Raw genomic sequence first — 23,653 nt, forward strand, 5'->3', positions numbered from 1 at the left:
ATCAGGCGCGCAGTCTGGGCGTCGGGCCGTAACAGCGGCATAGCGCCACGCGCTGACGGCATAAAATTCGCGTAAAAATTGCCGTGGTCGCCGCGAGCAGCCACCAACGAAAAGGCCCGGGATGCCAGCTCCCGGGCCTGCTCCATGTGTCGCGGTGGTTCTCGCCGCAGCGGCTGTCGGACCTACTTCGCCTCCTTCTCCATCAGCTTCTCCACCATGCTGGCGGGCACTTCCTGGTAGTGGTCGAAGATCATGCTGAAGTTGCCGCGGCCGCTGGTGGCCGAGCGCAGGAAGTTGATGTAGCCGAACATCTCCGACAGCGGCACGAAACCCTGCACGAAGGCTGACGTGCCTTTCTGGCCCTGGTCGGAGATGCTGCCGCGGCGACGGTTGATGTCGCCGATGATGTCGCCGAGGTAGCTCGCCTCGGTGACCACCTCCAGGCTCATGATCGGTTCGAGCAGTTTCGGCTTGCTGAGCTTCTGCGCCTCGCGGAAGCAGGCGCGCCCGGCGATCTCGAAGGCCAGTGCGGAGGAGTCCACGTCGTGGTATTTGCCGTCGATCAGGCGCGCCTTGAAATCCACCACCTCGTAGCCGGCCACCTGGCCCTGGCGCGATTCGACCTCGATCGCGTGCTGCACCGCGGGGATGTATTCGCGCGGCACCCGGCCGCCGACCACCTCGTCGGAGAACACCACGCCCGAGCCCGGCTCGCCCGGCTCGAAGATGATCGTGACCTCGGCGAACTGGCCGGAGCCGCCGGACTGCTTCTTGTGCGTGTAGGTGTGCTCCACCGTCTGCCCGAACGCCTCGCGGAAGCTGACCTTGGGCTTGCCCATGTTCGCTTCCACTCCCAGCTCGGTGCGCATGCGGTCGATGGTGATTTCCAGGTGCAGCTCGCCCATGCCCTTGAGCACGGTCTGGCCGGTTTCCTGGTCCACCTCCATGCGCAGCGAGGGGTCGGCCTTGACCATCTTGTAGAGCGCGGTGGAGAGCTTGTCGACGTCGTTGCGGTTCTTCGGCTCCACCGACACGCTGATCACCGGGTCGGGGAAGCGCATGCGTTCGAGCAGGGCCGGGTGCGCCGGGTCGCTCAGCGAGTCGCCGGTCTCGGTCTCCTTCATCGAGACGAAGGCGCAGATGTCGCCGGCGCGGGTCTCGTCGATCTCGCGGGTGTGGTCGGCCTGCACCTCGACGATGCGGCCCACGCGCTCCTTCTTGCCGCGGGTGACGTTGAGCAGGGTGTCGCCCTTCCGGATCACGCCGGAGTAGATGCGGCAGAAGGTCAGCGTGCCGAACTGGTCGTTGATGACCTTGAACGCCAGCGCGCGCGCGGGCGCATCGTCGGTGACCGGCTGTTCGCCGATGGCGTTGCCGTCCTCGTCGACGATGGAGATGCCGCCGTTCTCGCCCGGGTAGGGCATGTAGTCGACCACGGCATCCAGCAGCTGCTGCACGCCCTTGTTCTTGTACGAGGAGCCGCACAGCACCGGCACCAGCTTGCCGCTGACGCAGCCCGTGCGGATGCACTTCTTCAGCACTTCCGGGTCGTGCTCGCCGGTTTCGATCAGGCGCTCGAAGGCGTCATCGTCCATCGCCAGCGCGTGTTCGAGCAGCTCCTGGCGCAGCGCGGGCAGTTGCGAGAGCCACTCGTTGTCGGCGGCCGTGGCGAACTTCAGGCGCTGCTGCGCCTCCTCGAAGGAGACCGTCTCCCACTTGCTGTCCTTGTCGTCGGACTGCCAGATCAGCGCCACGCCGGCGACCAGGTCGGCCATGCCGCAGAACTCGTCGCTGCTGCCCAGCGGCACCTGGCACAGCAGCGCCGGCGCGTTCAGGCGTTCGCGGATGCCCTTCACGCAGTGCGCGAAGTTGGCGCCGATGCGGTCCATCTTGTTGACGTAGCACAGCCGCGGCACGTGGTACTGGTCGGCCAGGCGCCAGTTGGTCTCGGTCTGCGGCTCCACGCCGGCGACGCCGTCGAACACGACCACGGCGCCGTCCAGCACGCGCAGCGAGCGGTTCACCTCGATGGTGAAATCGACGTGGCCCGGGGTATCGATCAGGTTGATCTGATGGCCCTTCCACTCCGTGGTCACCGCCGCCGACTGGATCGTGATGCCGCGCTTGCGCTCCTGCTCCATGTAGTCGGTGGTGGTGGAGCCCTTGCCGTCCTTGGTCTCGTGCGTGTTGACGATCTGGTGCTTGCGGCCGGTGTAGTACAGCACGCGCTCGGTCGTGGTGGTCTTGCCCGCGTCGATGTGCGCGATGATGCCGATGTTGCGGAAACGTTGCAGAGGTTTGCTGCGAGCCATGACGCGCGTCCATTGGAGAGGGCCGGAAGCGCAGGATGCGACCGGCGATCCGCCCATTGTAGCGAGGAGGGACGTGCAGGGATCAGGGCGTGGCCGGGCACGGGTGGCGGTGCGCCACGCGCTGCCGCTCCCCCGGGGATGGGGAGGGTGAGGGGATGAGGTTCTTGTTCTCGCTCCTCGTTTGCCGGGAGCGAGCCACCCGACCCTCCCCCGCAAGCCGGGGAGGGGGCGCAGGCTCAGCCCGCGACGATGCCGTAGTGCGGGTCGTTGCGCGCCGGTTCGCCCAGTTGGCTGAGCAGGATCGCGGTGCGGATGGTGAAGTCGTTCCAGCTCGGCAGCGCGGCCAGTTCCAGCCAGTCGGTCCATTCGGGCGCGAGTGAGCTGTCGTTGCGCCGTGCGGCGGCCTTGCGGCCGTCCAGGATGGCGTCGCGGATCGCCGGCATGCACGACATGAAGTGGCGCATGGTGTCCTTCTCCGTCACGGACAACCGGCTTGCCGGCGATTCCACCAGCCAGGTGCCGGCGGCTTCCATTTCCCACTGGTATTCGCCGGCCAGGAACCAGGTGAACACGTCGCCCTCGGCTTCGCCGGCGGCGACCGCGCGGGCGTGCTCCATGAAGCGGCGCACGGTCTGGTCGTGTCGATCTGACGTATCGGCGGAGTCGGTTGTAGTGGCCAGCATGTGCGTGTCCTCGTTCCCCAGTGGCGACGACCCGGCGAATGGGGCGCGTCGCGTTGCCTGCCTTGGCTCATGCACGAGCGGTGCCAAAAGTCTTGTCCACGCCGCCGGCCGCGCCAGCGCGGGCAGCGCCGGCCCAGGCTGCGCCTGCCTCGGCCGGTCGCGCTGCCGGCGGCCAGCGACGCGATGCGTCAGCTTGTGACCGGCGCGACCCTCAGCTCAGGCGGTTGCCCTCGAGCAGGTCTTCGTGGAAGGCGCCGAAGGGTTCGCTCGGGTGGGCGAGCTGGATCTCCAGTATCCACAGGCCGCTGGCCGGCACGCGGTCGAGGTCGCCGAGGTCGCCGCCGTGGTGGATCGCATGCGGAAAATCGCTGACCCGGTGGCCCTTGATCGCCTGGTTGAAACGCCAGCCCATGGCCGCGGCGCGTTGGGCGGCGAAGGCGTACAGGGCGCGGCCGCTCAGGCCGTCGTGGCGCCAGGCGTCGGCCACCTGCCGGAACAGGGCGCGCGCCGCGTCGGCGCAGGCTTGGCGTTGCGGCGCGTGACCGACCACGAAGGTATCGCCCACGTCGCCTTCGTGGCCGTCGAAGACCAGTCCGAGGTCGATGAAGTAGCTGTCGTTCTCGCCCAGCCGCACGCCCGGCTCGGAAGGTTCGCGGAACCCCTTGGTGGTGTTGCGGCCGATGCGGATCAGCGGCCGGTGCCACAACCGCTCGCTGCCGAGTTCGGCGAACACCTCGTGGGCGAGCGCCACCGCCTCGGGTTCGCTGATGCCCGGCTGCATGCGCGCGCGAATCGCCTGCAGCGCCGCCCAGCTGCGCTCGCGGGCGCGCAGCATCAGCGCCGGATCAAAGCGCGCCCCCACCGCTTCCCGGGTGGTGCCCTGCGCGCGGCTCAAGCGAGCACCAGCAGCAACGCGACCGCGGCCGGCAGTGCCTGGAACCAGAGGATCTTGCGCGCCGCGGTGAGCCCGCCGAACACGCCCGCGGCGAGCACGCAGCCAAGGAAGAACACCTTGATGGCGAACCCGTCCGGACCCAGCCACACGCCCCAGATCAGCCCGGCGACGAGGAAGCCGTTGTACAGCCCCTGGTTGGCCGCCAGCGCACGCGACTGTTCGGCGAACTCCTCGCTGAGGCCGAACGCGCGGCGACCGGAAGGTCGCGTCCACAGGAACATCTCGAGGATCAGGAACCACAGGTGCAGCAGCGCGATCAGGACGATCAGGAGGTTGGCGACGAGGGGCATGGCGTGCTCGCGATGAGGCCGTTCGGTGATTGTCGCAGCGGCCGATTCGATGGCGCAAATGGCCGCCGGCGAGGTGCGCTCAGGCGCCGGGGGACGCCGGCGCCGCAGCGCGAAAGGTCACCACCAGCACGTCGCGATGCGACGCTTGCGCCGGGTCGATCGGGGTGACCGCGGTGACGCCATGGCTGACGCGGGCGTCGATGACCATGGCCGCGTCCAGCGGATGGGCCAGGGTGAAACTGCCCAGCAGCGCGCCGTCATCGGCGTGGATGGTGGTGGTGCCGCTCTCGATGTTCTGGCGGTCGATCAGCAGCACCAGCACGTAGTCGACGCCGTCGTGGTGGACGCCCTCCGGGGTGGGCTCGCCAGGCTCGTCGGCGCGCGCCTCGATGCGGAACTGGTGCGTCTCGACATGCCAGCGGCGCGGCCCGCCGGCCGCCATCGGGGCGAACAGCGCATGCGCAAACTGCAGGATGCAGCGCATGCTGGCGCCACCGGCCAGCGCCGGCCGGATCGGCAGGAACCAGCGCTGGATGTCGCCCTGCAACGGGTTGTAGCGCGCGCTCTGCCAGTGCGGCTGGTGCGGCTGGCGCTGCAGCGTGCCGTCCGGCTCGATCGCGAACGTGGCGTGGCGCCGGCTGCGATGCCGACCTACCGCCGCCAGGTAGGTGTCGGGTGCCAAGTCGTTCCAGCTGGCGCGAAAGGCCGGCCAGTCGTCCATCTCCGGCATCGGCAGCAACTGGCGCATGTGTTCGGCGGTGACGAAGGCGAAGCCGTCGCGATGCAGGCGGGCCTGCAAGGCGGGGCGGTCGAGAGGGGGAGTCATGGGGCGACACGGTAGCAGCATCCCCCGCAGCCGGACAGTGCGCCGATCGCGCAACCCGTAGGGCGGGCACTGCCCGCCGCCATCGCTCGAAAATGCAACGGAATGTCACCCACCCATATAAACGTTTAGATGTTTAGACGTCTATTGACACAAGGCGTTCCAGGCGCCACCATCCGTCCACTCATCGAGACCGGCTGAGGGACAGGCCCTTTGAAGCCGGGGCAACCTGCGGAGCGTTTCCGTCAAGGTGCCAACTCCTGCGGAGGTGCGCGGTGCACCTGCCGGTAGATGGGCGTCACCCGTTTCGCGGCCTGCGCCGCCGAGTCACGGGCGGCGGCCACTCCGGTCCCCCGCGGGGCGATGCCGACCGGAGCCACTGGCATGACCTTGCAGTCCCAAGCCCGATGTATCGACACCCCGCACGACGCGTTCGTGCCGTCGGGGGAACCGTGCCTGCGCCTGGCCGCCCGGCGCGACAGCCGCCGGCTGATCCTGCAGCCGAAGTACGGCAGCGGCCCGCGCGAAGTCGAGGTTGGCTACGCGTGGCACGGCGCGGTGGGGGGACCCACGGTGATCGTGCAGGGCGGCATCTCGGCCGATTGCGATGTGAGCGGTGCGGCCGGCTGGTGGCGGGAGTTGGCCAACGACGGCGCGGCGATCGACCTGACGCGTTGCCGGGTGCTGTCGATCGACTGGCTGGATAGCGCGCAACTCGGCGCCGAGGCAGTCTCCAGCGAGGACCAGGCCGATGCGCTGGCTGGCCTGCTGCGCGTGCTGGGCATCGCCCGCGCGCATGCCTTCGTCGGCTCGTCCTACGGTGCGATGGTGGCGCTGGCCTTCGCCGCCCGCCATCCGCGTGCGGCAGACCGACTCGTGCTGCTGGCCGGTGCCCACCGGCCGCACCCGCTCAGCACCGCCCAGCGCAGCGTGCAGCGCGGCATCGTGCGGCTGGGCCAGGCCAGCGGCCATGTCGACGAGGCGCTGGCGCTGGCGCGGCAGCTGGCGATCACCACCTATCGCGGTAGCGCCGAATTCGGTCGCCGCTTCGCCGGCGCGCCCGAGCAGCGCGCGGAACGCTTCCATTTCCCGGTCGAGGATTACCTGGAGCACCAGGGCCGGCGTTTCGTCGAGCGCTTCGATGCCGATCGCTTCCTCGCCCTGTCCGAATCGATCGACCTGCACCAGGTCGAGCCCGAGCAGGTGGCCGCGCCGGCGACGCTGATCGGCTTTCCGTCCGACCGGCTGGTGCCGCTGGCCGACCTGTGCGAGTTGCAGCGCCGCCTGCGCGGCCCGGCCACGCTCGAAGTGGTCGAGTCGCCCTACGGCCACGACGCCTTCCTGAAGGAACCCGAACAACTCGCGCCGCTGCTGCGCGAGGCGCTAGCCCTGTAGGGCGGGCACTGCCCGCCATTCGCCCGGCACCGGCGGCGGGCGGTGCCCGCCCTACGACCAGAAGACATGACGAAGACGATCCGGAGAACGACATGAGCGCCACCCCCGCCCCCTGTACCCGCGCCGTGCGCGCCGGCATCGAAAGCGATACCCAGCACGGCGCGGTGGTGCCGGCGCTGCACCTGTCGACCAACTACAGCTTCGAGGGCTTCGGTCGCAAGCGCGCATACGACTATTCGCGCAGCGGCAATCCCACCCGCGATCTGCTGGCCGAGGCGCTGGCGGAGCTGGAGCAGGGCGCCGGCGCAGTGGTCACTTCCAGCGGCATGTCGGCGGTGGCGCTGGCGCTGGAACTGGTGCCGCCCGGCGCCACCGTGCTGGCGGCGCACGATTGCTACGGCGGCAGCTGGCGCCTGCTGGATGCGTGGGCAAAGAAGGGGCGCTTCGCGGTCGAGTTCGCCGACCTCACCGACAACGTGGCACTGGCCGCGGCGCTGGCGCGCAAGCCGGCGCTGGTATGGGTGGAGACGCCATCCAATCCGCTGCTGCGGATCACCGACATCCGCCACGTCGCGCAAGCCGCGCATGCGGCCGGCGCGCTGCTGGTGGTCGACAACACCTTCCTGTCGCCGGCGCTGCAGCAGCCCTTGCTGCTCGGCGCGGACGTGGTGGTGCACTCGACCACCAAGTACATCAACGGCCACAGCGACGTGGTCGGCGGCGCTGTGGTGGCGCGCGACGCGGCGGTGGCCGAGCAGCTGAAGTGGTGGGCCAACTGCACCGGGCTCACCGGCGCGCCGTTCGACAGCTACCTCACCCTGCGCGGCCTGCGCACGCTGGGCGTGCGCCTGCGCCAGCATCAGGAGAACGCGGCGCGCCTGGCCGAGCGGCTGGACGGCCATGCTGCCGTGCGCAAGGTCTACTACCCGGGCCTGGCCGGCCACCCCGGCCATGTGCTGGCGGCGCGCCAGCAGCTCGGCTTCGGCGCCATGCTCAGCTTCGAACTGGACGGCGACGTGCCGCAGATCGAGGCCTTCGTCGATGGACTGGAATATTTCTCGCTGGCCGAATCGCTGGGCGGCGTGGAAAGCCTGATTGCGCACCCGGCGACCATGACGCACGCCTCGATGGCGCCGAAGGCGCGGCGCACGGCGGGCATTTCCGACAGCCTGCTGCGCATGTCGGTGGGCATCGAGGACGGCGACGACCTGCTGCGCGACGTCGACGCCGCACTGGCCCGCGCCGAAGCGGTACGGACGTCCAAACGCCGGGTGCCCGCATGAGCGCGGTGCTGGCCGAGCGCGCGCTCCACGCGCGCGGCGCGGCGGCGTCGACCACGGCGATCGTGCTGCTCGGCACCGGCGTGGTGGGTGGTGCCTTGCTGAAGCTGCTCAACACCGACGCGGCCCGTTCGCTGCGCCTGGTCGGTGCGGCGAACTCGCGGCGCCAGCAGACCGATCCGGACCGGCTGGCCCGGCGCGGCCTGCGCGAGCAGCTCAACCAGCACGGCGCGCCGCGCGACAACGCCAGCCTGCTCGCGGCACTGGACGCCAGCGAGGCGGCGACGAAAGTGATCGTCGACGCCACCGCCAGCGCGACGCTGGCCGCGCGCCACGCCGAGTGGCTGGCGCACGGCTACCACGTGGTCACCGCGAACAAGGCGCTGGCCGGCGGTGAACTCTCCGGCTGGCGCGCGCTGCAGGCGGCGCTGGGCAGTGGCGGCAGTTATGGTGATTCGGCGACGGTCGGCGCGGGCCTGCCGGTGCTGTCCACGCTGCGTCGGCTGCGCGCATGCGGCGATCACCTGCTCACGCTGGAGGGCGTGTTCTCCGGCTCGCTGTCGTGGTTGTTCAACCAGTACGACGGCAGCCGGCCGTTTTCCGAGCTGCTGCGCGAGGCGCGTCGGCTGGGCTACACCGAGCCCGATCCACGCTCGGACCTGTCCGGCGAGGACGTGGCGCGCAAGCTGCTGATCCTCGCGCGCAACGCCGGCTTCTCGCTGGGCAGCGACGAGGTGCAGGTGGAAGGCCTGGTGCCCGAGGCGCTGCGTGCGCTCGATGCCGACACGTTCCTGGCGCGACTGGGCGAGCTGGATGCGCCGCTCGCCGCGCGTCACGCGGCCGCCGCCTCGCGCGGTTGCGTGCTGCGCTTCCTCGCCCGACTCAACCAGCGCGGCCTGGCTCGCGTGGGCCTGGCCGAAGTGCCGCTGACCCATCCGGCCGCGCGCCTGTACGGCACCGACAACCAGTTCGCCCTCACCACCACCCGCTACAACACCCAGCCGCTGGTGATCCAGGGCCCGGGCGCCGGCCCGGAAGTGACAGCGCAGGCGTTGCTGGGGGATGTGCTGGCGCTGGGGTGAGGGCGCGTCTCACTTGGCCGCAATCGCCTCGACCTGGATGCGCAGCGTCACGTCCATGCCGAAGCCGTAATCCTTGCCGGCATCGATGCCGAAGGTGTCGCGCCGGAACGTGGCCAGCGCATCGGCGCCACAGACTTCGCGCTTGAACACCGGGTGCTGCATGCACTTGAAGCTGTCGATCTTCAGGTCCAGCGGATGCGTAACGCCGTGCAGGGTCAGCTTGCCTGTGACCCGGGTCGGCGCTCCATTGACGAAGTCGACGAGCTTGCCGGTGTACCGGGCCTGCGGATACTTCGCCGTCTCGAACAAATCCTTGCCCCGCGCGCCCTTGTTGAGTTGCTCCTGACCGAAATCGGCGCTGGTCATGTCGACGGTGACGTCCACCGTGCCGAGGCCGGCCGCCTTGTCCAGCGTCACCGTGCCGCGAGTGTGGTTGAACTTGCCGCGCCATACCGACAGCCCGCCCATGTGATCGGCCTCGAAGCTGGGGTAGGTGTGATCCGGATCGATCCGGTACGTCGTGGCGGCGGCGAGGGCGCTGCCGCTGGCGGCGAGCAGGAACACGGTGGTGGCGACGGCGGTGCGGTTGGAAAACATGGGCGACTCCCGTTCGAAATGCGCAGCCGAAGATGGATGCATGTCCGGGCGACGAACGGGCCTCCGCGTTATCGACACGGCCAGGCACGCATGAACGAAAACGCACGGCCTGGGCCGTGCGTCTCGTCGATCGAATGGGGCGCGCTCAGCGGCCGGTGATGCGCTCGGCGCTCTCTTCGTCCGGCGGCACCTGCAGTTCGCCCGGATGCTCGTGCGCCTCGATCCGGATCGCTTCCACCGACGGCGTGCGCCAGCCGGATTTCACGCCCCACAGGTAGAACGCCAGGCCGATCACCGCCACCAGCGCCAGATCCCAGCCGTAGGCAAGGTAGCCCTTGCCGCCGAACATCGGGCTGCCGGCCCACGACACCAGCGCCAGCGTGGGCAGGTAGCAGACCAGCCACCAGGCGCCCTTCATCTGCCGACCGAAATCATGCCAGCCGGCCTTGGCCTGGTAGTAGAAGTACACCGGCAACGCGACCACCATCAGCACGATGATCTCGCCGGTCAGCGGCCACTTCGCCCAGTACAGCAACTCGGTGGACATGATGAAGGCAACCCCGGCGAGTACCGGCAGGCCGGCCAGCCGGAACGGGCGATTCAATTCCGGCGCGGTGCGGCGCAAGGTCATCACGCTGACCGGGCCGGTGAGGTAGGAGATGATCGTGGCCACCGAGATCACCGCCGCCAGCGCGCCCCAGCCGCGGAAGAAGAACAGGAACAGGAACGACACCGCCAGGTTCACCCACATCGCAGGCCGCGGCACGCCCCACTTCGGATGCACGGTACCGAGGATCTTCGGCAAGGTGCCGTTGCGCTCCATGCCATACAGCATGCGCGCGGTGGTGGCGGTGTAGGTCATGCCGGTGCCGCTCGGGCTGATCACCGCGTCGATGAACAGCAGCGTGGCCAGCCATTGCAGGCCGAGAATGATCGCCAGGTCGGCGAACGGCGACGAGAAGTCGATGCCGTGCCAGCCCACGTTGGCCAGCATCTCGCGCGGCACCGCGCCGATGAACGCGACCTGCAGCAGCACGTAGACGATCGTGGCCAGCGCGATCGCGCAGACGATCGCGAACGGGATGCTGCGGCCGGGGTTGCGCGCCTCGCCGGCCAGGTTCACCGGGCTCTGGAAACCGTTGAAGCTGAACACGATGCCGGCGATCGCCACCGCGGTGAGGATCGAGGGGAAGTCCGTCTTGTGCAGTTCGCCGTGGATGCCGACGGAGAAGTTCTCCGGATGGAAGCCGCTCATCATCAGCAGCACCGCGGTGAGCGCGGGGATCACCAGCTTGAACAGCGTGATCGCGGTGTTGGAGCGCGCGAACAGTTTCACGCTCCAGAAGTTGAACAGGAAGTACACGATCACCAGCGCTGCGGCGATCAGCAGGCCGGTGGTACTCAGCTCGCCATGGCTGCCAGGAACCTGGTGATAGAGATCCTTCGCCCAATCCCACTTCCACGACGACATGTACTGCGCCGACGCTTCCGCTTCGACCGAGATCACCGAGACGATCGCGATCCAGTTCGCCCACGCCGCGATGAAGCCGACCAGCGAGCCGTGCGAGTAGTGCCCGTAGCGCACCATGCCGCCGGATTCGGGAAACATCGCGCCCAACTCGGCGTAGGTCAGCGCGATCGCCATGATGACCACCGCGCCGATCACCCACGCCCAGATCGCCCCCGGTCCTGCGATCTGCGCCGCGCGCCATGCGCCGAACAACCAGCCCGAGCCGATGATCGAGCCCAGGCCGGTAAGCATCAGGGCGAACGGGCCGACATCGCGGCGGATCGCGCGTTCTTGGGTCATGCGAGGTTCCCGTAGCGGCGCGAAGCGCGCCGTGAAGGGGCCGATGGTTGCAGAATCGGGCCGCAGCTGTCACCTGCCGGCGGTCATGCAGCCGTTGCGGCTGTCCCTTCCTCGCGTACCGGTCACGACGCTCGGCCGAACGGAAGGACTTGCGCGGCCGGCAGCAGATGCTGGCGCAGCAGGTCGAGCGGGCGGTGGTATTCCATGTTGTGGCGCGTGTTGCGGCCCAGCGCAGGGTGCTTGAACAGGCCATCCCAGTCGCGTGCTGCGGCTTCGGGGAGGGAGCGGTCGCTGTGTTCCAGCGTCATCCACAGCTCGAACTTGCGCTGGTTGAGCGAGGCCAGCAGGTTGCGGTCACGGGTGGCGGCGAAGGCGAAGCCGGCGTCGAAGCCGTGCAGCTCCGCATCGACGCCCGGCCCGCGCAAGCCGTGATGTTCGGCGATGGCGGCGAACTGCAGCAGCGCGCGCTCGTGCAGCACGCGCAGGTTCGCCGCATTGCCCGGCAGGACCAGCACCGCACCGGTGACGGCATTGAGCAGCACCACGAACGGCTGCCGGCGCCAGAAGTCGATGTCCGCATACCACTCGCCCAGCGGGTTCGCCTCGGGCGCGGGTTCCGGCGGCTTGGCCGGCTGCTTCAGGCGCTTGAGCAGCTTGGCGGTGCAGCGCAGGAGGGTCATGCCACGCGCACCTGGCCGTTCATCAGCAGGGGGAGCAGCCAGTCGCGGAGTTGGGTGAGTTCGACGTTCTCCAGATTGTTTGCGCTGATCTTCTCAAACAACGGCGCAATTGCTGCGTTGAATTTCTCAATGACTGATCTCTCTCTCGGCACAGCCAAACTGATGTCCTTAAGAGTGTCTTGACTCACATTCTTAAGGATAGAGCCGCTTGATTGGGAAAGCAGCGACTGCTCCAGCTGCTTCAGTCGGAAGAAAAGCAGCAGCTTGTTTTCAGCGTTCGCAACTTTCAGGCAAATAATGAATCCGCAGTAGATTGTGTTAGTCGGGCACGGCTGCATCATGCGGGTCGCGCCGGGAATGCCACTTCGGGCAATCAAGATTGAGTCGGCCGTAACTAGGTACTTGTCTATGTCGGCCTGATCCAACTCCAACTCGTCCAGATCGTCACTATTCAGAAAGATGGAAGTGGCTGAAACGTTACGTACGTTGACAATGCGCGCGACGGAATCACCTCCGATGGAAGGATCGTAGTTGATGCCGTTACGGAAACTGCCAAGTTCGGATAGCGGTTGCGCCTTCCAGCCCATGGGAATCTCGCGCTTGAGGGTGTCGTTCCAGACCATCGCGCCGCCGCTGGATTTGTAAGGGCGGCCGTGGGCGTCGGGGAAGTCGAACTGCACGAACCAGTAGTCGTAGATCGTCTTCGCCAGCGCCTCCAGCTCGGCGTTGATGCGCTGGTTGAGGTCGATCTTGGCGTCGAGGGCGGAGAGAACGGCGGCTATTTTTTTCTGCTCTGCCTTGTTGCTGTGAATTTGAAATTTCAGCGCGTCGAAGTCCCCCTTGTTCAGCAGGGGGAGCGCAGTGCTCCCCGTCGCTGCATTTCGCAAAGAACGATAGTTGTTCGTGAGCGCGTAATAGATGTAGTCGGCGGAGTAGTCGTCACGAACGACGATGGAATTAATTTGCTGGTTCGAGATGCTAGCGACCTTGCACATCGCGACCTTACCCATGGCGGAGCCGATGCAAGTTACCAGCACGCTGTTGGGTGGCAGGAGCTTGCCTCTAAGTTTCGCGACGCCGGCAGCAGACAGCGATCGCTCGGTGTGCGTGATGAACTTCTGATCGAATGAGTCCGAAGGGGTAACAAACGGTGTGGCGTTACCGAAGTCTCCGGGCGACTCCGAGGATGGCGTTTTCCCGGTAATCGTTTCGCCAATCTGCGAAATCGTTGGGATGATGAAATCACCCATACCGCAAGCCTCCGATGGCTTCGGCAATCTCACCCTCTAGCTCCCGCGACTGCTCGAACATCCCTGCCAGATTCGCCTGATACGCCGCCACCTTCGCCGCAAATTGCTCCGGCGTCAGGTCCTCGTAATCGATCCTCACCTCGAAATACTGCCCCGCACTCAGCGAATAATTCTTCGCCGCGATCGCCGCGTGATCCACCACCACCGAAAAATCCTCCACCGCCTCTCGGGCGTTGAAGGTGTCGACAATCCGCTGCTCTTCGGTATGGCTAAGCAGGGTCTTCTGGTTCTTGCCTTCCTTGACCTTGGTGCCCAGCGCGGAGGCGTCGATCAGCACCACGCCGTCGCGGTTCGTGGTGTCGAGGAACAGGATGGATACGTTGGTGCCGGTCGTGGCGAAGATGTTGCTGGGCATGGAGACCACGCCTGCGATCATCTTTTCGTCCACCAGTTTCTGGCGGATGCGCAGCTCGATGCCGCTGCTGGCGGTGATGAAGCCGGTCGGCACGACCACGGCGGCTTTGCCGCCGGGTTTCAGGCTGGCGATGATGTGCTGGATGAACAAGAGGTAGATCGCCATCTTGTCCTTGGCCTTGTTCGGCACCTTGGGGATGCCGGCGAAGAAGCGGCTGGCGTTGGCGTCCGATTCCAGGTCGTCGCGGAAATCGGAAAAATCCATCTTGAACGGCGGGTTGGACACGATGTAGTCGAACTGGCGTAGCTTGCTGGGTGCGTTCGGGTCGCGGTGCACCGGGTGCAGGATGGTGTTGCCCTGGGTGATGTGCGGGATGGAGTGCACCAGCTTGTTGAGTACCAGGTTCAGGCGCAGCAGGCTGGAGGATTTCTGCGAGATGTCCTGCGACCAGATGCTGCAATGGTCTTCGCCGATGGCATGGGCCAGCGCCATCAGCAGGGTGCCCGAGCCCGAGGCCGGGTCGTAGCAGGCGGCGTTCTTCACCGCGCCGCGCTTGTCTTCGGGCACCAGGATGTCGGCCATGATGGTGGCCACCGCGTGCGGGGTGTAGTACTCGGCGTACTTGCCGCCGTTGTCCTTGTTGTAGTCCTTGATCAGGTATTCGAACAGGGCGGCGTAGAAGTCGTACTTCTGCTCGAACAGGCGCTCGAAGCTCACCCCCACCAGCTTGTTGAACAGCGCGCGGACGAAGCCGTCGCGCTTCTCCAAGCTGCCGGTGACGTATTCGCTGAGGCGGTCGAACAGCGGCACCTTTTCGCCGTCGTCGGTCTGCACCGCGAAGATGTCGTTGTTGGCCACGGCGATGGCGATCAGGGTGTCGTCCCACAGCCTGGCGAAGCCGGGTTCGCTCTGGCGGTTGAACAGGCTGGGGATCAATTGGTCGGCGGTGAGGCGCGGGGTTTCCGCAGGCAGCATGTCTTGCAGGTCTTGCTGCGCCTCTTCGGGCAGTGCCTGCCAACCGACGATCCAGTCATCCACGCCGGCCAGCGCCGGGCAAGCGCGCTTCATCTCGTAGGCGAACTTGTCGCACAGCAGCTTGTACAGAAAGGTCTGCACGATGATCTTGTATTCGTTGCCGTCGTTGCCGAGGCCGGCGCTGGCGCACACGGCCTTGAGGCCATCGATCAGGTCGCGGGTTTGTTGCTGGTAGCTGGGATTCATCGGGTCCGGGAATGTCGAAGGTTCGGTTTCAGTGGTAGTCGTCTTCGCGCTGGTGGCGGACGGCGAGGATGGTGAGGGTGTGCTCGTCTTCGATGTCGAACAAGGCGACGTAGCCGGCGTAGCCGAAAGGGATGACCAGCTCGCGCAGGAAGGGGTTGGCGTCGTCCACCTTGCGGCAGGAAAACGGCATGTCCGCCAGAAACGCGTAGCCGCGCTCGATCGCCGCGCGTGCGCGCAAGGCCGCGGGGTAGTCCACGGGTGCGAGGAAATCCAGCAGGCGCTCGAGATCGTGCTGCGCGGCCTGACTGATCCGGACCCGGAAACTCACTGGGCGTCGGGCTTGTGCTTGGCGAGAATGGCATCCAGGCCCGCGAGCGATTCATTGACCGTGAAGTACCCACCTGTGCGCTTGGCGTCTTCCCGCGCCGCCAGACCGCGGGCGATGAACTCGGCTTGCATGTGGCGGCGATTCACCTCGTCGCGCAGGGACTGTTCCATGAAACTGGACAAGGTCTCGCCCTCGCGCAGCACGGATTCGGCTGCCTGGCGCAGCTCGGGAGCGACACGCAGGGGCGGCAAGGTGGCGGTTTTCATGGCGGCATCCTCTTGCATAGCATTTGCGATGCAACCCTAGCACGGTCGACGCCGGGCCGCCAGAAACGGGGGTTCATCCCCGCTCGAACGGCAGGCGCCCTTGGGATTCGCCCAGGTATTCGCCCACCAGCAGCCGCTGGATCAGGCGGCGGGTATCGGCATCCGGCTCGGGCGGCTTGTCCTGGAAGTGACGCATCACGATGGGCATCACGCTGCGCTCGAAAAACGCCGGGTTGCCCAGCAGTTCGCGGTTGCCCAGCACCGCGCCGTCCATGTCGCGCTTGATGCCGACCAGCGCAGCGTGCAGGCGGGTCTGGTTGTCGCCCAGGCGGTGCGAATCCAGCAGGCGCTTGTGCACGCGCATCAGCTTGCCGTCGCCGCCGTAGCGGGCGGCCAGGTTGGCGTTGGCCTGGTTGAGTGCGCGGGCGTGCTGTTCGATGTCGCGCAGCGCAGTGATGTTCGCCTGCATCTCCTGCTGGCTCACTTCGCTGAGTTTCTTGGCCTTGAACAGGCGCTCCAGCTCGTCCTTGAGGCTGATCCACGCCGGGTCCTGCGGGTCCTGGGTGGAAGCCAGGGTTTCGCGGGTGCGGCGCAGGATGTCCTTCAGCTCGTCGGCCAGCTTCAGTTCTGCCTCGCCGATTTTCTCGAACTTGAAGATCACGTCCTCCAGCGCCTGGTTGAGCAGGCCGGAGGTGTCGTCGGCGTGCTCCAGTTGGTGCTTGAGATTGAGCGCGGCCAGCGCGTTCTGCGCTTCGATGTGCAGAAGGCGCAGCTTGCGGAAATCGAGCACGCCGGCGAGTTCCCCGTGGCCGCCGAGGCGGATCAGGTTGTACAGCTCGCGTGCCTGGGTGAGCGCCTTGACGATGGCGAGCAGTTGCTGGCGGTCATGGATCTGGCCGACCTGCTGCGAGAACAGCTCGGCGTCGTCCAGCGAAAAGGCGAACAGCGCCTCGCGGATGGCCTCGACGCTGGCGCGGATCTCGGCCTCGCTCATGAACAGCTGGCTGTAGTGCTCGATCTCGTCGCCCAGTTCGGCGGTGAGCTCGTCGTAGTAGTCGCGGTTGGCCTTGTCGAATTCGGCCTGGATGTCGGCAAAATCCACCACGTAACCGTAGCGGAACTTGCCGTAGCGGCGGTTGACCCGGGTGAGCGCCTGCAGCAGGTTGTGGTTCTTGATGACGCGGCCGAAGTAGAGCTTCTTGAGCCGCGGCGCGTCGAAGCCGGTGAGCAGCATGTTGTAGACGAACAGCAGGTCGATCCGGCCCTTCTTGTAGGCCTTGACCTGGTCTTCGCGCGACTGCTTGTCGCCCTCGTCGTGCAGGATCAGCGCGGCGCTGAGCGGCTGCCTGGCGTAATGGGCGGCATCCTCGGCCACGCGACCCTGCCGGTAGGCGTCGTCGTTGGCCGCCTCGGCCACGCTGGGCCGCGCCTCCCGTTGCATGAGCTGCTGGAACTGGCGGTGCAGCTCGCGCGCCTGCTCGGCGCTGTCGCAGATCACCATGCCGCCGATGCTGTCGTCGCCGAAGGTGATCCGGGACTGCACGAAGTCACGCAGGATGTAGTCGAGCATGGCGCCGACGAAGTGCTTGTGGGCGTACAGCGCCTTGCGCTCGATGCCGCCCTGTTGCACTTCGATGTGCGCTAGCGCCTGCTGCAGCTGCATCTTGTAGCGGGTGGCGATTTCCTCGCGGATCAGGCGCAGCGTGTAGCCATCGGCGATCGAAGCGTTGTAGTAGTACTTGTGGATGTAGTCGCCGAACAGCGCCTTGGACTGCAACTGCTCGCCGATCAGCGGCGTGCCGGTGAGGCCGATCTTGATCGCGCTGCGATCAGACTGTTCCAGGTTGGCGAGGAAGCTGCCTTTCGGGTTGTAGCTGCGGTGCACTTCGTCGAGGAAATACACGCGCTGCACGGCAAGGTTGTAATCCTGCGCGGCGGCGACGTCCGGGTCGTCCTTGAACTTCTGGATGTTGACCACGGTGATCTCGGCCGCGCCCCGGTCGTTGCGGGCGGCTCCGCCCTGTTTGATGTCGCGGGCGAACACGTCGCGGCTGTCGATCACGTGCACGGTGAGGCCGCGCAGGCGGAATTCGTCGCGCGCCTGCTTGAGCAGATCGAGCCGGTCGACGATGAAATAGAAGCGCGGCACCTGCCCGGTCTGCCGGAACCAGTCGGTGAGGAAGCGCACGTTGTAGTAGGCCAGCGCAGTCTTGCCGCTGCCCTGGGTGTGCCAGATGATGCCCTTGCGCACGCCCGCCGCCAGGCGCTCGGCGATGGCCAGCGTGGCGAACAGCTGCGGGTAGCGCATCACGTGCTTCTGGATGCCCTCTTCCTCGTCCAGCCAGGCGAAGGCGTATTGCAGGATGAAGGCGAGCCGCTGGCGACTGAACAGCGAGGTGAGCAGACGGTGGGTCGGCGTGTCGGCGGCCTTGTTGCGCTCGAACTCCGGCGCGCCCTTGATGCTGACCAGGTTGGTGTCGGTGAGGATGGCGTCTTCGGTGGCTTCGGACAGCGGCGCGATGAGGCCGGCAAGCTCGGCCTGACGCTCTTCGCGGAAGTAATTGAAGTGCGCGTCGCCATAGGTGGATGCGGCGTAGAACGCGCCCTGCACGGGATCGATGGCCGCCTCGTCGTACTCCATGTTGTTGGAGAACACCTGCAACTGGATCAGGTTGAAGAAGTGGCGGAACTTGCGGTTGGCGTGGCGGCGATCCATGCGCCGGCGCTCTTCGAGCACGCCGCCGGGATTCATGCGCTTCTTCACCTCGATGATCGCCAGCGGCAGGCCGTTGACCAGCAGGGTGATGTCGGGGCGGAAGTTGTCCTCGCCGTTCTCGAACGGCAGTTCGGTGACGGCATGCCAGCTGTTGTTGTCGGGATTGTCGAAGTCGATCAGGCGTACGCCCGAGCGTGCGGTGAGGCGCTTGTGGAAGGCCTTGCCGAGGTCTTCGTTCTGCAGGTCCAGGCGGATTTCATCGAGCAGGCTGGACAGGTCCTGGCGATGCAGGTCGGGGTTGATGCGCAGCAGGGCTGCTTCGAGAATCTCCGGAAAAATATTGCTGCGCTCATCGCGACGCGCCTGCTTCAGCGACAGGTAGTCGTAGCCCAGCCGCGACAGATGCAGCAGGGCCGGGATCTTGACTCGCGAATCTTCGTTGAACGTGGTCAAAAACGCTCCCTGCCCTGGGGCGGATCGTCGCAAAGATCGCCGGAGACGTCGTCGCGGCGCGCGCCTCCCTGACGCATTTATGCATCAGGTGCTTTCATCGGCGCAAATTCCGCCCCCCGTGCTCAGCACTCGATGACGTTGACTGCGAGGCCGCCGCGCGAGGTTTCCTTGTACTTGTCCTTCATGTCGCGGCCGGTGTCGCGCATGGTCTTGATGACCTTGTCGAGGCTGACGCGGTGCTTGCCGTCGCTCTTCAGCGCCATGCGACTGGCGTTGATGGCTTTCACCGAGCCCATCGCGTTGCGTTCGATGCAGGGGATCTGCACCAGGCCGCCGATCGGGTCGCAGGTGAGGCCGAGGTTGTGTTCCATGCCGATCTCAGCGGCGTTCTCGACCTGCATCACGTTGCCGCCGAGCGCGGCGGTGAGGCCGCCGGCGGCCATCGAGCAGGCCACGCCGACTTCGCCCTGGCAGCCGACTTCGGCGCCGGAGATCGAGGCGTTTTCCTTGTACAGGATGCCGATGGCGGCGGCGGTGAGCAGGTACTCGATGATGCCTTCGTCGTCCGCCTTCGGGCAGAAGCGCAGGTAGTAGTGGCCGACCGCGGGCACGATGCCGGCGGCGCCGTTGGTGGGCGCGGTGACCACGCGGCCGCCGGCGGCGTTTTCCTCGTTCACCGCCAGCGCATAGAGGTTCACCCAGTCGAGGATGGTCAGCGGGTCCTTCAGTGCGGCTTCGGGCTGGTTGCGCAGATCCTCGAGCATCGCCGGAGCGCGGCGCGCTACCTTCAGGCCACCGGGCAGGGTGCCGGGCGAGCGCAGGCCGCGGGTGACGCAGTCCTGCATGGCCTTCCAGATGGTCAGCAGGCCGGCGCGGGTCTCGGCCTCGGGGCGCCACACGCTTTCGTTCGCCATCATCAACTGCGCGATGGTCAGCCCGTGCTGCTTGCACAGCGCCAGCATCTGGTCGCCGGTGGTGAAGGCATAAGGTTGCTCGGTGGTGTCGGCGACGATGCGATCCTCCGCCGCCTCGTCGGTGTTGACCACGAAGCCGCCGCCGACCGAGTAGTAGTCGCGGCTGGCCAGCTCGTTGCCGTCGGCGTCGTACGCGGAAAAACGCATGCCGTTGGTGTGGAACGGCAGCTTCTGGCGCTTGTTGAAGACCAGGTCGGCCTTTTCGTCGAACGCGATCTCGCGCTTGCCGAGCAGAAGGATGCGGCCGGTGCCGCGGATGCGTTCGAGCGTGGCGGGGATCCGGTCGGGATCGACGGTGTCCGGGTGCTGGCCTTCCAGGCCCAGCAGCACCGCCTTGTCGGTGCCGTGGCCGCGGCCGGTCATCGCCAGCGAGCCGTACAGCTCGGCACGCACGCGGGCGACGCGGTCGAGCACGCCCTTTTCCTCCAGCCAGCGTTCGGCGAAGCGCGCGGCGGCGCGCATCGGGCCCACCGTGTGCGAGGAGGACGGACCGATGCCGATCTTGAACAGGTCGAATACGCTGACGGCCATGGATGCGCTGCGAGGTGAAGGATTGAACCAGCTATTCTACGCGGCGCCCCGATCCATTCGCAGCAGCATGTCCGACCTCATCCTCTACCAGCGCGATTACTGCCACCTGTGCGACAAGGCCCTCGCCGTGATGGCCGAGGCGCACGCGCCGGATTTCGACAGCGAGTGGGTGGACGATTCGCCCGAGCTCGAGCAGCGCTACGGCACCCGCGTGCCGGTATTGCGCGATGCGCGCGACGGGCGCGAGCTGGATTGGCCGTTCGATGCCGCGGCAGTGCGCGCGTTCCTGGGTCTGCCGTAGGGTGGGCACCGCCCGCCGGCTTTTCGACAGGGTGCAAGGTTGGGCAAGGGCGGCGGGCAGTGCCCGCCCTACGCGGTCCGTAGGGTGCCCCGTTGTTGCGATCAGCGGGAGCGTGACTTCAACCGCTTGAGGATTTCCTCGCGCGCCTCGCGCAGGATCGAATCGCGATCCAGGCTGGCGACGACATCGGCGACGGCGCGCTTGGCGCCGGCTTCGCCCCAGGACTTGCCGCCGACCAGGTAGCGTTCGGCGGCGCGGCCGATCAGCACGGTGGCATACCAGCCCAGCGCGCCCTGCGCGGCGGCGGTGACCACCACGGAGAGGCCGGCGCTGATGCCCTTCAGTGCGGAAGCGACCAGCTGCATGCCCCAGATCGCGCCCATCAGTGCGGCCAGCTGCGCCGAGATCACCGCCACCAGCCGGCCGGACTCGGCGCGGGTCAGCGGCAGGCCGTAGATGCGCGAGAGCTGCACCACCATCGCCGCGTCCAGCCCGGCGGCGGCGAGCAGGTCGGCCACCGGGATCGGGTTGAGCGCCACGGCGACGCCCTTGGCGATGCAGTAGTTGTGGATCAGTTTCGCCGCCACGGCCTTGCGGGTCTGCGCGATGCGCGCGCTGACCTGGTCGGTGAGGCGGCCGGCGTAGAGGCCGGCATTGATCGCCGAGAGCGCCTTGCCTTCGCGTGCGGCGATCGCCAGCAGGCGTTCGCGCAGCACCGCGACATCCGCCACGCGGGGTTGTTCGTGGACGTGCTCCTGGCCGCGCGCGTCGACTTCCACCACACGCTGCGGGGTCGGGTGCGCGGCGACGGCCAGCACGTCCTCGGTGCGGACGAGGCCGGCGGTGCGCTGGCGCAGGTGGTCGAGCAGGCCGTCGCGTTCGTCGGCGCCGTAGCGATCGGCCTTGTTCAGCGCCAGCAGCAGCGGACGCTGGGTGGCGGCCAGCGTCTTCAGCGCGTCGAGTTCCTCGCGGGTGAGGTCGCCGTCGCAGACGAAGATCACCAGGTCGCTGACCTCGGCGACGTCGAAAGCCAGCTTCTCGCGCGCCTCGCCGTCGAGCTCGTTGATACCGGGCGTGTCGATCAGCACCAGGCCGTCGTGCTGCGCCTCGTCGAGCACGGCGTGTTCGGCGTCCGTGGTGGTGCCGTGCAGGACGCCGACGCGGAACGCCTCGCGCCCGAGCAGGGCGTTGCCCAGCGCCGACTTGCCGGCGGAGACGCGACCGAACACCGCCACGTGCAGCTCGCCGCGTTCGAGCCGGGCCAGCATGCTTTCGATGCGGCGGAATTCGCCGGCCAGCTCGCTGCGCACCGAAGGCGGGATCGCCGGGTCGTCGAGCAGGCTGCGCAGGCTGTCGGCGACGCGGCTGGAACCGTCATCGACGCGTGCGGTGGGTGCGGTCCCGCGCGCCGGTTCGTGCCGGAGCCGGCTGCGCAGGCGCCGCCACCAGGACGCGTCGCTCATCGAGGGGTCTACTTCGCGGCCAACTGCAGGTGCGCGGTGATCTTCACCTCGGCACCGATCACCGAGGTGTCGGCGTACTCGCCCGAGCCCACGCCGAAATCAAGCCGCTGCACCGTGCCGCTCACGTCCAGCGTGGCGCCGCTCCCGTGCGGAGCGAAGTTCACCTGCAGGCTCACCGGCTTGCTCACGCCGCGCAAGGTGAGCGTGCCGTCGGCGACTACCTGGTTGCCGCTCTTGCGGAAGCCGGTGGTGACGAAATGGGCATCGGGATACTTCGCCACGTCGAAAAACGCCTCGCCGGGTAGCGCCGAATCGCGGTCGCTGTCGCCGGTCTGCACGCTGGCCGTGTGCACGGTCACGTCGAATTTCGATGCGGCCAGGTTGGCCGGGTCGTAGCTGATCGCGGCGCTCCACTGGCCGAAATGGCCCTGGAACGTTTCGCCCTGGAAGGTGCTGCTGAAGCCGAGCGTGCTCGACGCCGGCTGCACGGTGTAGTCCGCCGCGGCGGCCAGGCCGGGCAGGGCGAGGGCAAGCAGAAGAGTGGCGAGGCGTTTCATCGGCGGTCTCCTTCGGGCGGGTTCGCGCGCAGTCGGCCGAACGGAAGCATCCGGCGCAGCACGTTGTCCTGGTCGAACACATGATGCTTCAGCGCGCCGCCGACGTGGGCCAGCAGCAGCAGGACGAGAAACCAGAACAGGTACTCGTGAACGCCGTGCGCGAAGTGGCGCAGCGCATCGTTCTTTTCCGCCAGCGCCGGCAGGTTGAACTGCTTGAACCATTGCAGCGGCTTGCCGGTGACCGAGTTGAACCACCAGCCGCTGAGCGGGATTGCCAGGATCACCACGTACAGCACGGCATGCATCGCGTGCGCCGCCAGCGCCTGCCAGCGCGGCATCGGTTCGTCCGGCGGGCGGCGGTCGAAGGCGCGCCACACGATGCGCAACAGCACCAGCGCCAGCACGGTGAGTCCGATCGACTTGTGCAGCGCCAGCCAGTTGAGCTTGCGCATCGGCGAGCCGGCCAGGTCCATCATCAGGCCGAAGATGCCGTTGCCGATGATCGCCAGCGCGATGACCCAATGGAAGAACTTGCTGACCGCGCCCCATTGACGATCGTTGTTGCGCAGGCTCATGGCTGATCCTTGGTCGACGGTTGCTCGCGGGCGGCTTCCAGCTCCAGCCACACGCTGACATGGGCGCCGATGGAGTTGGGGAAGGCGGTGATGCCGAAGTCGTTGCGATCCAGGCTGGTCGTGGCCGAGAAACCGGCCACCTCGTGCAGTTCGTAGATGGTCCGGGCGGCGCGGTTGAAAGTGAAGGCCAGGTCCACCGGGCGGGTGACGCCGCGCAGGGTCAGCTCGCCGTGCAGCACGCCGTGGTGCTCGTCGTTGCCCGTCACGCCGGTGCTGCGGAAGTGCGCGTAGCGATGCGTGGTGCAGTCGAGCAGCGCCGGCTTGCATACGGCCTTGTTCCAGTCGGCGTCGCCCATGTCGAGGCTGGCCAGGTCGATGTCCAGTTCGGTCGCCGCCGTGCTCCAGTCATCGGGGTCGAAGCGCAACCAGCCACGCGCGATGTGCAGCCGCCCGAACGGCCGCGAGTAGCCGTTGTGGCTGATGCTGAAGACGATCTGGCTGTGCACGGTGTCGTAGCGCCAGGTGTTCTCGGCCGCATGCGCCGCTGCCAGCGGCAACAGCATTGCCGCGAGACTCCACAGCCAGCGGGTTGGAGGCAGACGGAACATGCGCCGAAGTCTGGCCGATCGACGGCCCGACTGCCAGCGCCGGGGGCTGAACGGTGGGTTTCCGTGGTTGATTCAATGAGGAGCGGTT

Annotated in this window: 22 protein-coding genes and 1 riboswitch; of the genes, 4 read left to right on the forward strand and 18 right to left on the reverse strand. The window is 67.1% G+C overall.

Annotated features, from left to right (window positions below; genetic code table 11):
* Positions 1-182: 182 nt before the first annotated feature.
* The 5 genes from fusA to ACVCL9_RS00270 all read right to left on the reverse strand — a co-directional run bounded on the left by fusA (position 183) and on the right by ACVCL9_RS00270 (position 5,066).
* Positions 183-2,312 carry an elongation factor G gene (fusA, locus tag ACVCL9_RS00250; protein ID WP_395116608.1) on the reverse strand — a complete coding sequence of 710 codons (2,130 nt, stop codon included), beginning with the start codon at positions 2,310-2,312 and terminating at the stop codon, positions 183-185.
* A 236-nt stretch (positions 2,313-2,548) separates the two neighbouring features.
* Complete coding sequence (locus ACVCL9_RS00255) at positions 2,549-2,995, reverse strand: hypothetical protein (protein ID WP_395116610.1); 447 nt, start codon at positions 2,993-2,995, stop codon at positions 2,549-2,551.
* Between the two features lie 211 nt (positions 2,996-3,206).
* Entirely contained in the window at positions 3,207-3,890 is a 684-nt protein-coding gene (locus tag ACVCL9_RS00260) for a M24 family metallopeptidase (RefSeq protein ID WP_447097127.1), read from the reverse strand.
* Entirely contained in the window at positions 3,887-4,240 is a 354-nt protein-coding gene (locus ACVCL9_RS00265; RefSeq protein ID WP_447097126.1) for a DUF1304 domain-containing protein, read from the reverse strand. Before ACVCL9_RS00265 ends, ACVCL9_RS00260 begins: the two co-directional genes overlap by 4 nt.
* A 79-nt stretch (positions 4,241-4,319) precedes the next feature.
* On the reverse strand, positions 4,320-5,066 hold the full coding sequence (locus tag ACVCL9_RS00270) for a 2OG-Fe dioxygenase family protein (RefSeq protein ID WP_395116616.1): 747 nt from the start codon (positions 5,064-5,066) through the stop codon (positions 4,320-4,322).
* Positions 5,067-5,244: 178 nt separating this feature from the next.
* Positions 5,245-5,361, forward strand: a riboswitch (SAM riboswitch).
* Positions 5,362-5,447: 86 nt separating this feature from the next.
* Between ACVCL9_RS00270 and metX the strand changes: the two genes are divergently transcribed.
* The 3 genes from metX to ACVCL9_RS00285 all read left to right on the forward strand — a co-directional run bounded on the left by metX (position 5,448) and on the right by ACVCL9_RS00285 (position 8,820).
* A complete protein-coding gene (gene metX, locus ACVCL9_RS00275) occupies positions 5,448-6,458 on the forward strand; it encodes a homoserine O-succinyltransferase MetX (protein WP_447097125.1) in 1,011 nt (336 codons plus the stop codon).
* A 92-nt stretch (positions 6,459-6,550) separates the two neighbouring features.
* A complete protein-coding gene (metB, locus tag ACVCL9_RS00280; protein WP_447097124.1) occupies positions 6,551-7,741 on the forward strand; it encodes a cystathionine gamma-synthase in 1,191 nt (396 codons plus the stop codon).
* Positions 7,738-8,820 (forward strand): homoserine dehydrogenase, encoded by a 1,083-nt coding sequence (locus ACVCL9_RS00285; protein ID WP_447097123.1) that lies wholly within the window; start codon positions 7,738-7,740, stop codon positions 8,818-8,820. The genes metB and ACVCL9_RS00285 overlap by 4 nt, the downstream gene beginning before the upstream one ends.
* A gap of 9 nt (positions 8,821-8,829) precedes the next feature.
* On the opposite strand, the gene ACVCL9_RS00290 is transcribed toward ACVCL9_RS00285, so the two are convergent.
* The 9 genes from ACVCL9_RS00290 to ACVCL9_RS00330 all read right to left on the reverse strand — a co-directional run bounded on the left by ACVCL9_RS00290 (position 8,830) and on the right by ACVCL9_RS00330 (position 20,061).
* On the reverse strand, positions 8,830-9,417 hold the full coding sequence (locus tag ACVCL9_RS00290; protein WP_447097122.1) for a YceI family protein: 588 nt from the start codon (positions 9,415-9,417) through the stop codon (positions 8,830-8,832).
* 145 nt (positions 9,418-9,562) lie between these two features.
* Positions 9,563-11,227 carry an APC family permease gene (locus ACVCL9_RS00295; RefSeq protein WP_395116624.1) on the reverse strand — a complete coding sequence of 555 codons (1,665 nt, stop codon included), beginning with the start codon at positions 11,225-11,227 and terminating at the stop codon, positions 9,563-9,565.
* Between the two features lie 122 nt (positions 11,228-11,349).
* On the reverse strand, positions 11,350-11,907 hold the full coding sequence (locus tag ACVCL9_RS00300) for a DUF6933 domain-containing protein (protein WP_447097121.1): 558 nt from the start codon (positions 11,905-11,907) through the stop codon (positions 11,350-11,352).
* Positions 11,904-13,157 carry a restriction endonuclease subunit S gene (locus tag ACVCL9_RS00305; protein ID WP_447097120.1) on the reverse strand — a complete coding sequence of 418 codons (1,254 nt, stop codon included), beginning with the start codon at positions 13,155-13,157 and terminating at the stop codon, positions 11,904-11,906. The genes ACVCL9_RS00300 and ACVCL9_RS00305 overlap by 4 nt, the downstream gene beginning before the upstream one ends.
* Complete coding sequence (locus ACVCL9_RS00310) at positions 13,150-14,793, reverse strand: HsdM family class I SAM-dependent methyltransferase (RefSeq protein ID WP_447097119.1); 1,644 nt, start codon at positions 14,791-14,793, stop codon at positions 13,150-13,152. Before ACVCL9_RS00310 ends, ACVCL9_RS00305 begins: the two co-directional genes overlap by 8 nt.
* 28 nt (positions 14,794-14,821) lie before the next feature.
* Positions 14,822-15,121: a type II toxin-antitoxin system RelE/ParE family toxin gene (locus ACVCL9_RS00315; protein WP_447097118.1), complete on the reverse strand. Its 300-nt coding sequence runs from the start codon at positions 15,119-15,121 to the stop codon at positions 14,822-14,824.
* Positions 15,118-15,387 carry a YlcI/YnfO family protein gene (locus ACVCL9_RS00320; RefSeq protein ID WP_136257518.1) on the reverse strand — a complete coding sequence of 90 codons (270 nt, stop codon included), beginning with the start codon at positions 15,385-15,387 and terminating at the stop codon, positions 15,118-15,120. Before ACVCL9_RS00320 ends, ACVCL9_RS00315 begins: the two co-directional genes overlap by 4 nt.
* A gap of 73 nt (positions 15,388-15,460) precedes the next feature.
* Positions 15,461-18,556: a type I restriction endonuclease subunit R gene (locus tag ACVCL9_RS00325; protein WP_447097117.1), complete on the reverse strand. Its 3,096-nt coding sequence runs from the start codon at positions 18,554-18,556 to the stop codon at positions 15,461-15,463.
* Positions 18,557-18,678: 122 nt separating this feature from the next.
* A complete protein-coding gene (locus ACVCL9_RS00330) occupies positions 18,679-20,061 on the reverse strand; it encodes an L-serine ammonia-lyase (RefSeq protein ID WP_395116636.1) in 1,383 nt (460 codons plus the stop codon).
* A gap of 67 nt (positions 20,062-20,128) precedes the next feature.
* Here ACVCL9_RS00330 and ACVCL9_RS00335 point away from each other — a divergent pair, with 67 nt between their 5' ends.
* On the forward strand, positions 20,129-20,362 hold the full coding sequence (locus tag ACVCL9_RS00335; RefSeq protein ID WP_447097116.1) for a glutaredoxin family protein: 234 nt from the start codon (positions 20,129-20,131) through the stop codon (positions 20,360-20,362).
* A gap of 101 nt (positions 20,363-20,463) precedes the next feature.
* On the opposite strand, the gene ACVCL9_RS00340 is transcribed toward ACVCL9_RS00335, so the two are convergent.
* From ACVCL9_RS00340 to ACVCL9_RS00355, 4 genes are read right to left on the reverse strand one after another with little or no spacing between them, the layout of a single operon-like run.
* The gene (locus ACVCL9_RS00340; protein ID WP_447097115.1) at positions 20,464-21,825 is read right to left on the reverse strand and encodes a DUF697 domain-containing protein; all 1,362 of its coding nucleotides are present in this window, start codon (positions 21,823-21,825) and stop codon (positions 20,464-20,466) included.
* A gap of 8 nt (positions 21,826-21,833) precedes the next feature.
* Positions 21,834-22,382, reverse strand: a complete 549-nt coding sequence (locus tag ACVCL9_RS00345; RefSeq protein WP_447097114.1) for a YceI family protein — start codon at positions 22,380-22,382, stop codon at positions 21,834-21,836.
* Entirely contained in the window at positions 22,379-22,957 is a 579-nt protein-coding gene (locus tag ACVCL9_RS00350) for a cytochrome b (protein ID WP_447097113.1), read from the reverse strand. The genes ACVCL9_RS00345 and ACVCL9_RS00350 overlap by 4 nt, the downstream gene beginning before the upstream one ends.
* Positions 22,954-23,565, reverse strand: a complete 612-nt coding sequence (locus tag ACVCL9_RS00355; protein ID WP_447097112.1) for a YceI family protein — start codon at positions 23,563-23,565, stop codon at positions 22,954-22,956. The genes ACVCL9_RS00350 and ACVCL9_RS00355 overlap by 4 nt, the downstream gene beginning before the upstream one ends.
* Positions 23,566-23,653: the final 88 nt, after the last annotated feature.

The sequence above is a fragment of the Rhodanobacter sp. UC4438_H5 genome, from assembly GCF_052978405.1.

Bases quoted from the DNA above. Each gene is read 5' to 3' on its own strand.
- fusA (WP_395116608.1), bottom strand. From the start codon at position 2,312: ATGGCTCGCAGCAAACCTCTGCAACGTTTCCGCAACATCGGCATCATC.
- ACVCL9_RS00255 (WP_395116610.1), bottom strand. From the start codon at position 2,995: ATGCTGGCCACTACAACCGACTCCGCCGATACGTCAGATCGACACGAC.
- ACVCL9_RS00265 (WP_447097126.1), bottom strand. From the start codon at position 4,240: ATGCCCCTCGTCGCCAACCTCCTGATCGTCCTGATCGCGCTGCTGCAC.
- ACVCL9_RS00270 (WP_395116616.1), bottom strand. From the start codon at position 5,066: ATGACTCCCCCTCTCGACCGCCCCGCCTTGCAGGCCCGCCTGCATCGC.
- metX (WP_447097125.1), top strand. From the start codon at position 5,448: ATGACCTTGCAGTCCCAAGCCCGATGTATCGACACCCCGCACGACGCG.
- metB (WP_447097124.1), top strand. From the start codon at position 6,551: ATGAGCGCCACCCCCGCCCCCTGTACCCGCGCCGTGCGCGCCGGCATC.
- ACVCL9_RS00285 (WP_447097123.1), top strand. From the start codon at position 7,738: ATGAGCGCGGTGCTGGCCGAGCGCGCGCTCCACGCGCGCGGCGCGGCG.
- ACVCL9_RS00290 (WP_447097122.1), bottom strand. From the start codon at position 9,417: ATGTTTTCCAACCGCACCGCCGTCGCCACCACCGTGTTCCTGCTCGCC.
- ACVCL9_RS00295 (WP_395116624.1), bottom strand. From the start codon at position 11,227: ATGACCCAAGAACGCGCGATCCGCCGCGATGTCGGCCCGTTCGCCCTG.
- ACVCL9_RS00300 (WP_447097121.1), bottom strand. From the start codon at position 11,907: ATGACCCTCCTGCGCTGCACCGCCAAGCTGCTCAAGCGCCTGAAGCAG.
- ACVCL9_RS00305 (WP_447097120.1), bottom strand. From the start codon at position 13,157: ATGGGTGATTTCATCATCCCAACGATTTCGCAGATTGGCGAAACGATT.
- ACVCL9_RS00310 (WP_447097119.1), bottom strand. From the start codon at position 14,793: ATGAATCCCAGCTACCAGCAACAAACCCGCGACCTGATCGATGGCCTC.
- ACVCL9_RS00320 (WP_136257518.1), bottom strand. From the start codon at position 15,387: ATGAAAACCGCCACCTTGCCGCCCCTGCGTGTCGCTCCCGAGCTGCGC.
- ACVCL9_RS00330 (WP_395116636.1), bottom strand. From the start codon at position 20,061: ATGGCCGTCAGCGTATTCGACCTGTTCAAGATCGGCATCGGTCCGTCC.
- ACVCL9_RS00335 (WP_447097116.1), top strand. From the start codon at position 20,129: ATGTCCGACCTCATCCTCTACCAGCGCGATTACTGCCACCTGTGCGAC.
- ACVCL9_RS00340 (WP_447097115.1), bottom strand. From the start codon at position 21,825: ATGAGCGACGCGTCCTGGTGGCGGCGCCTGCGCAGCCGGCTCCGGCAC.
- ACVCL9_RS00345 (WP_447097114.1), bottom strand. From the start codon at position 22,382: ATGAAACGCCTCGCCACTCTTCTGCTTGCCCTCGCCCTGCCCGGCCTG.
- ACVCL9_RS00350 (WP_447097113.1), bottom strand. From the start codon at position 22,957: ATGAGCCTGCGCAACAACGATCGTCAATGGGGCGCGGTCAGCAAGTTC.
- ACVCL9_RS00355 (WP_447097112.1), bottom strand. From the start codon at position 23,565: ATGTTCCGTCTGCCTCCAACCCGCTGGCTGTGGAGTCTCGCGGCAATG.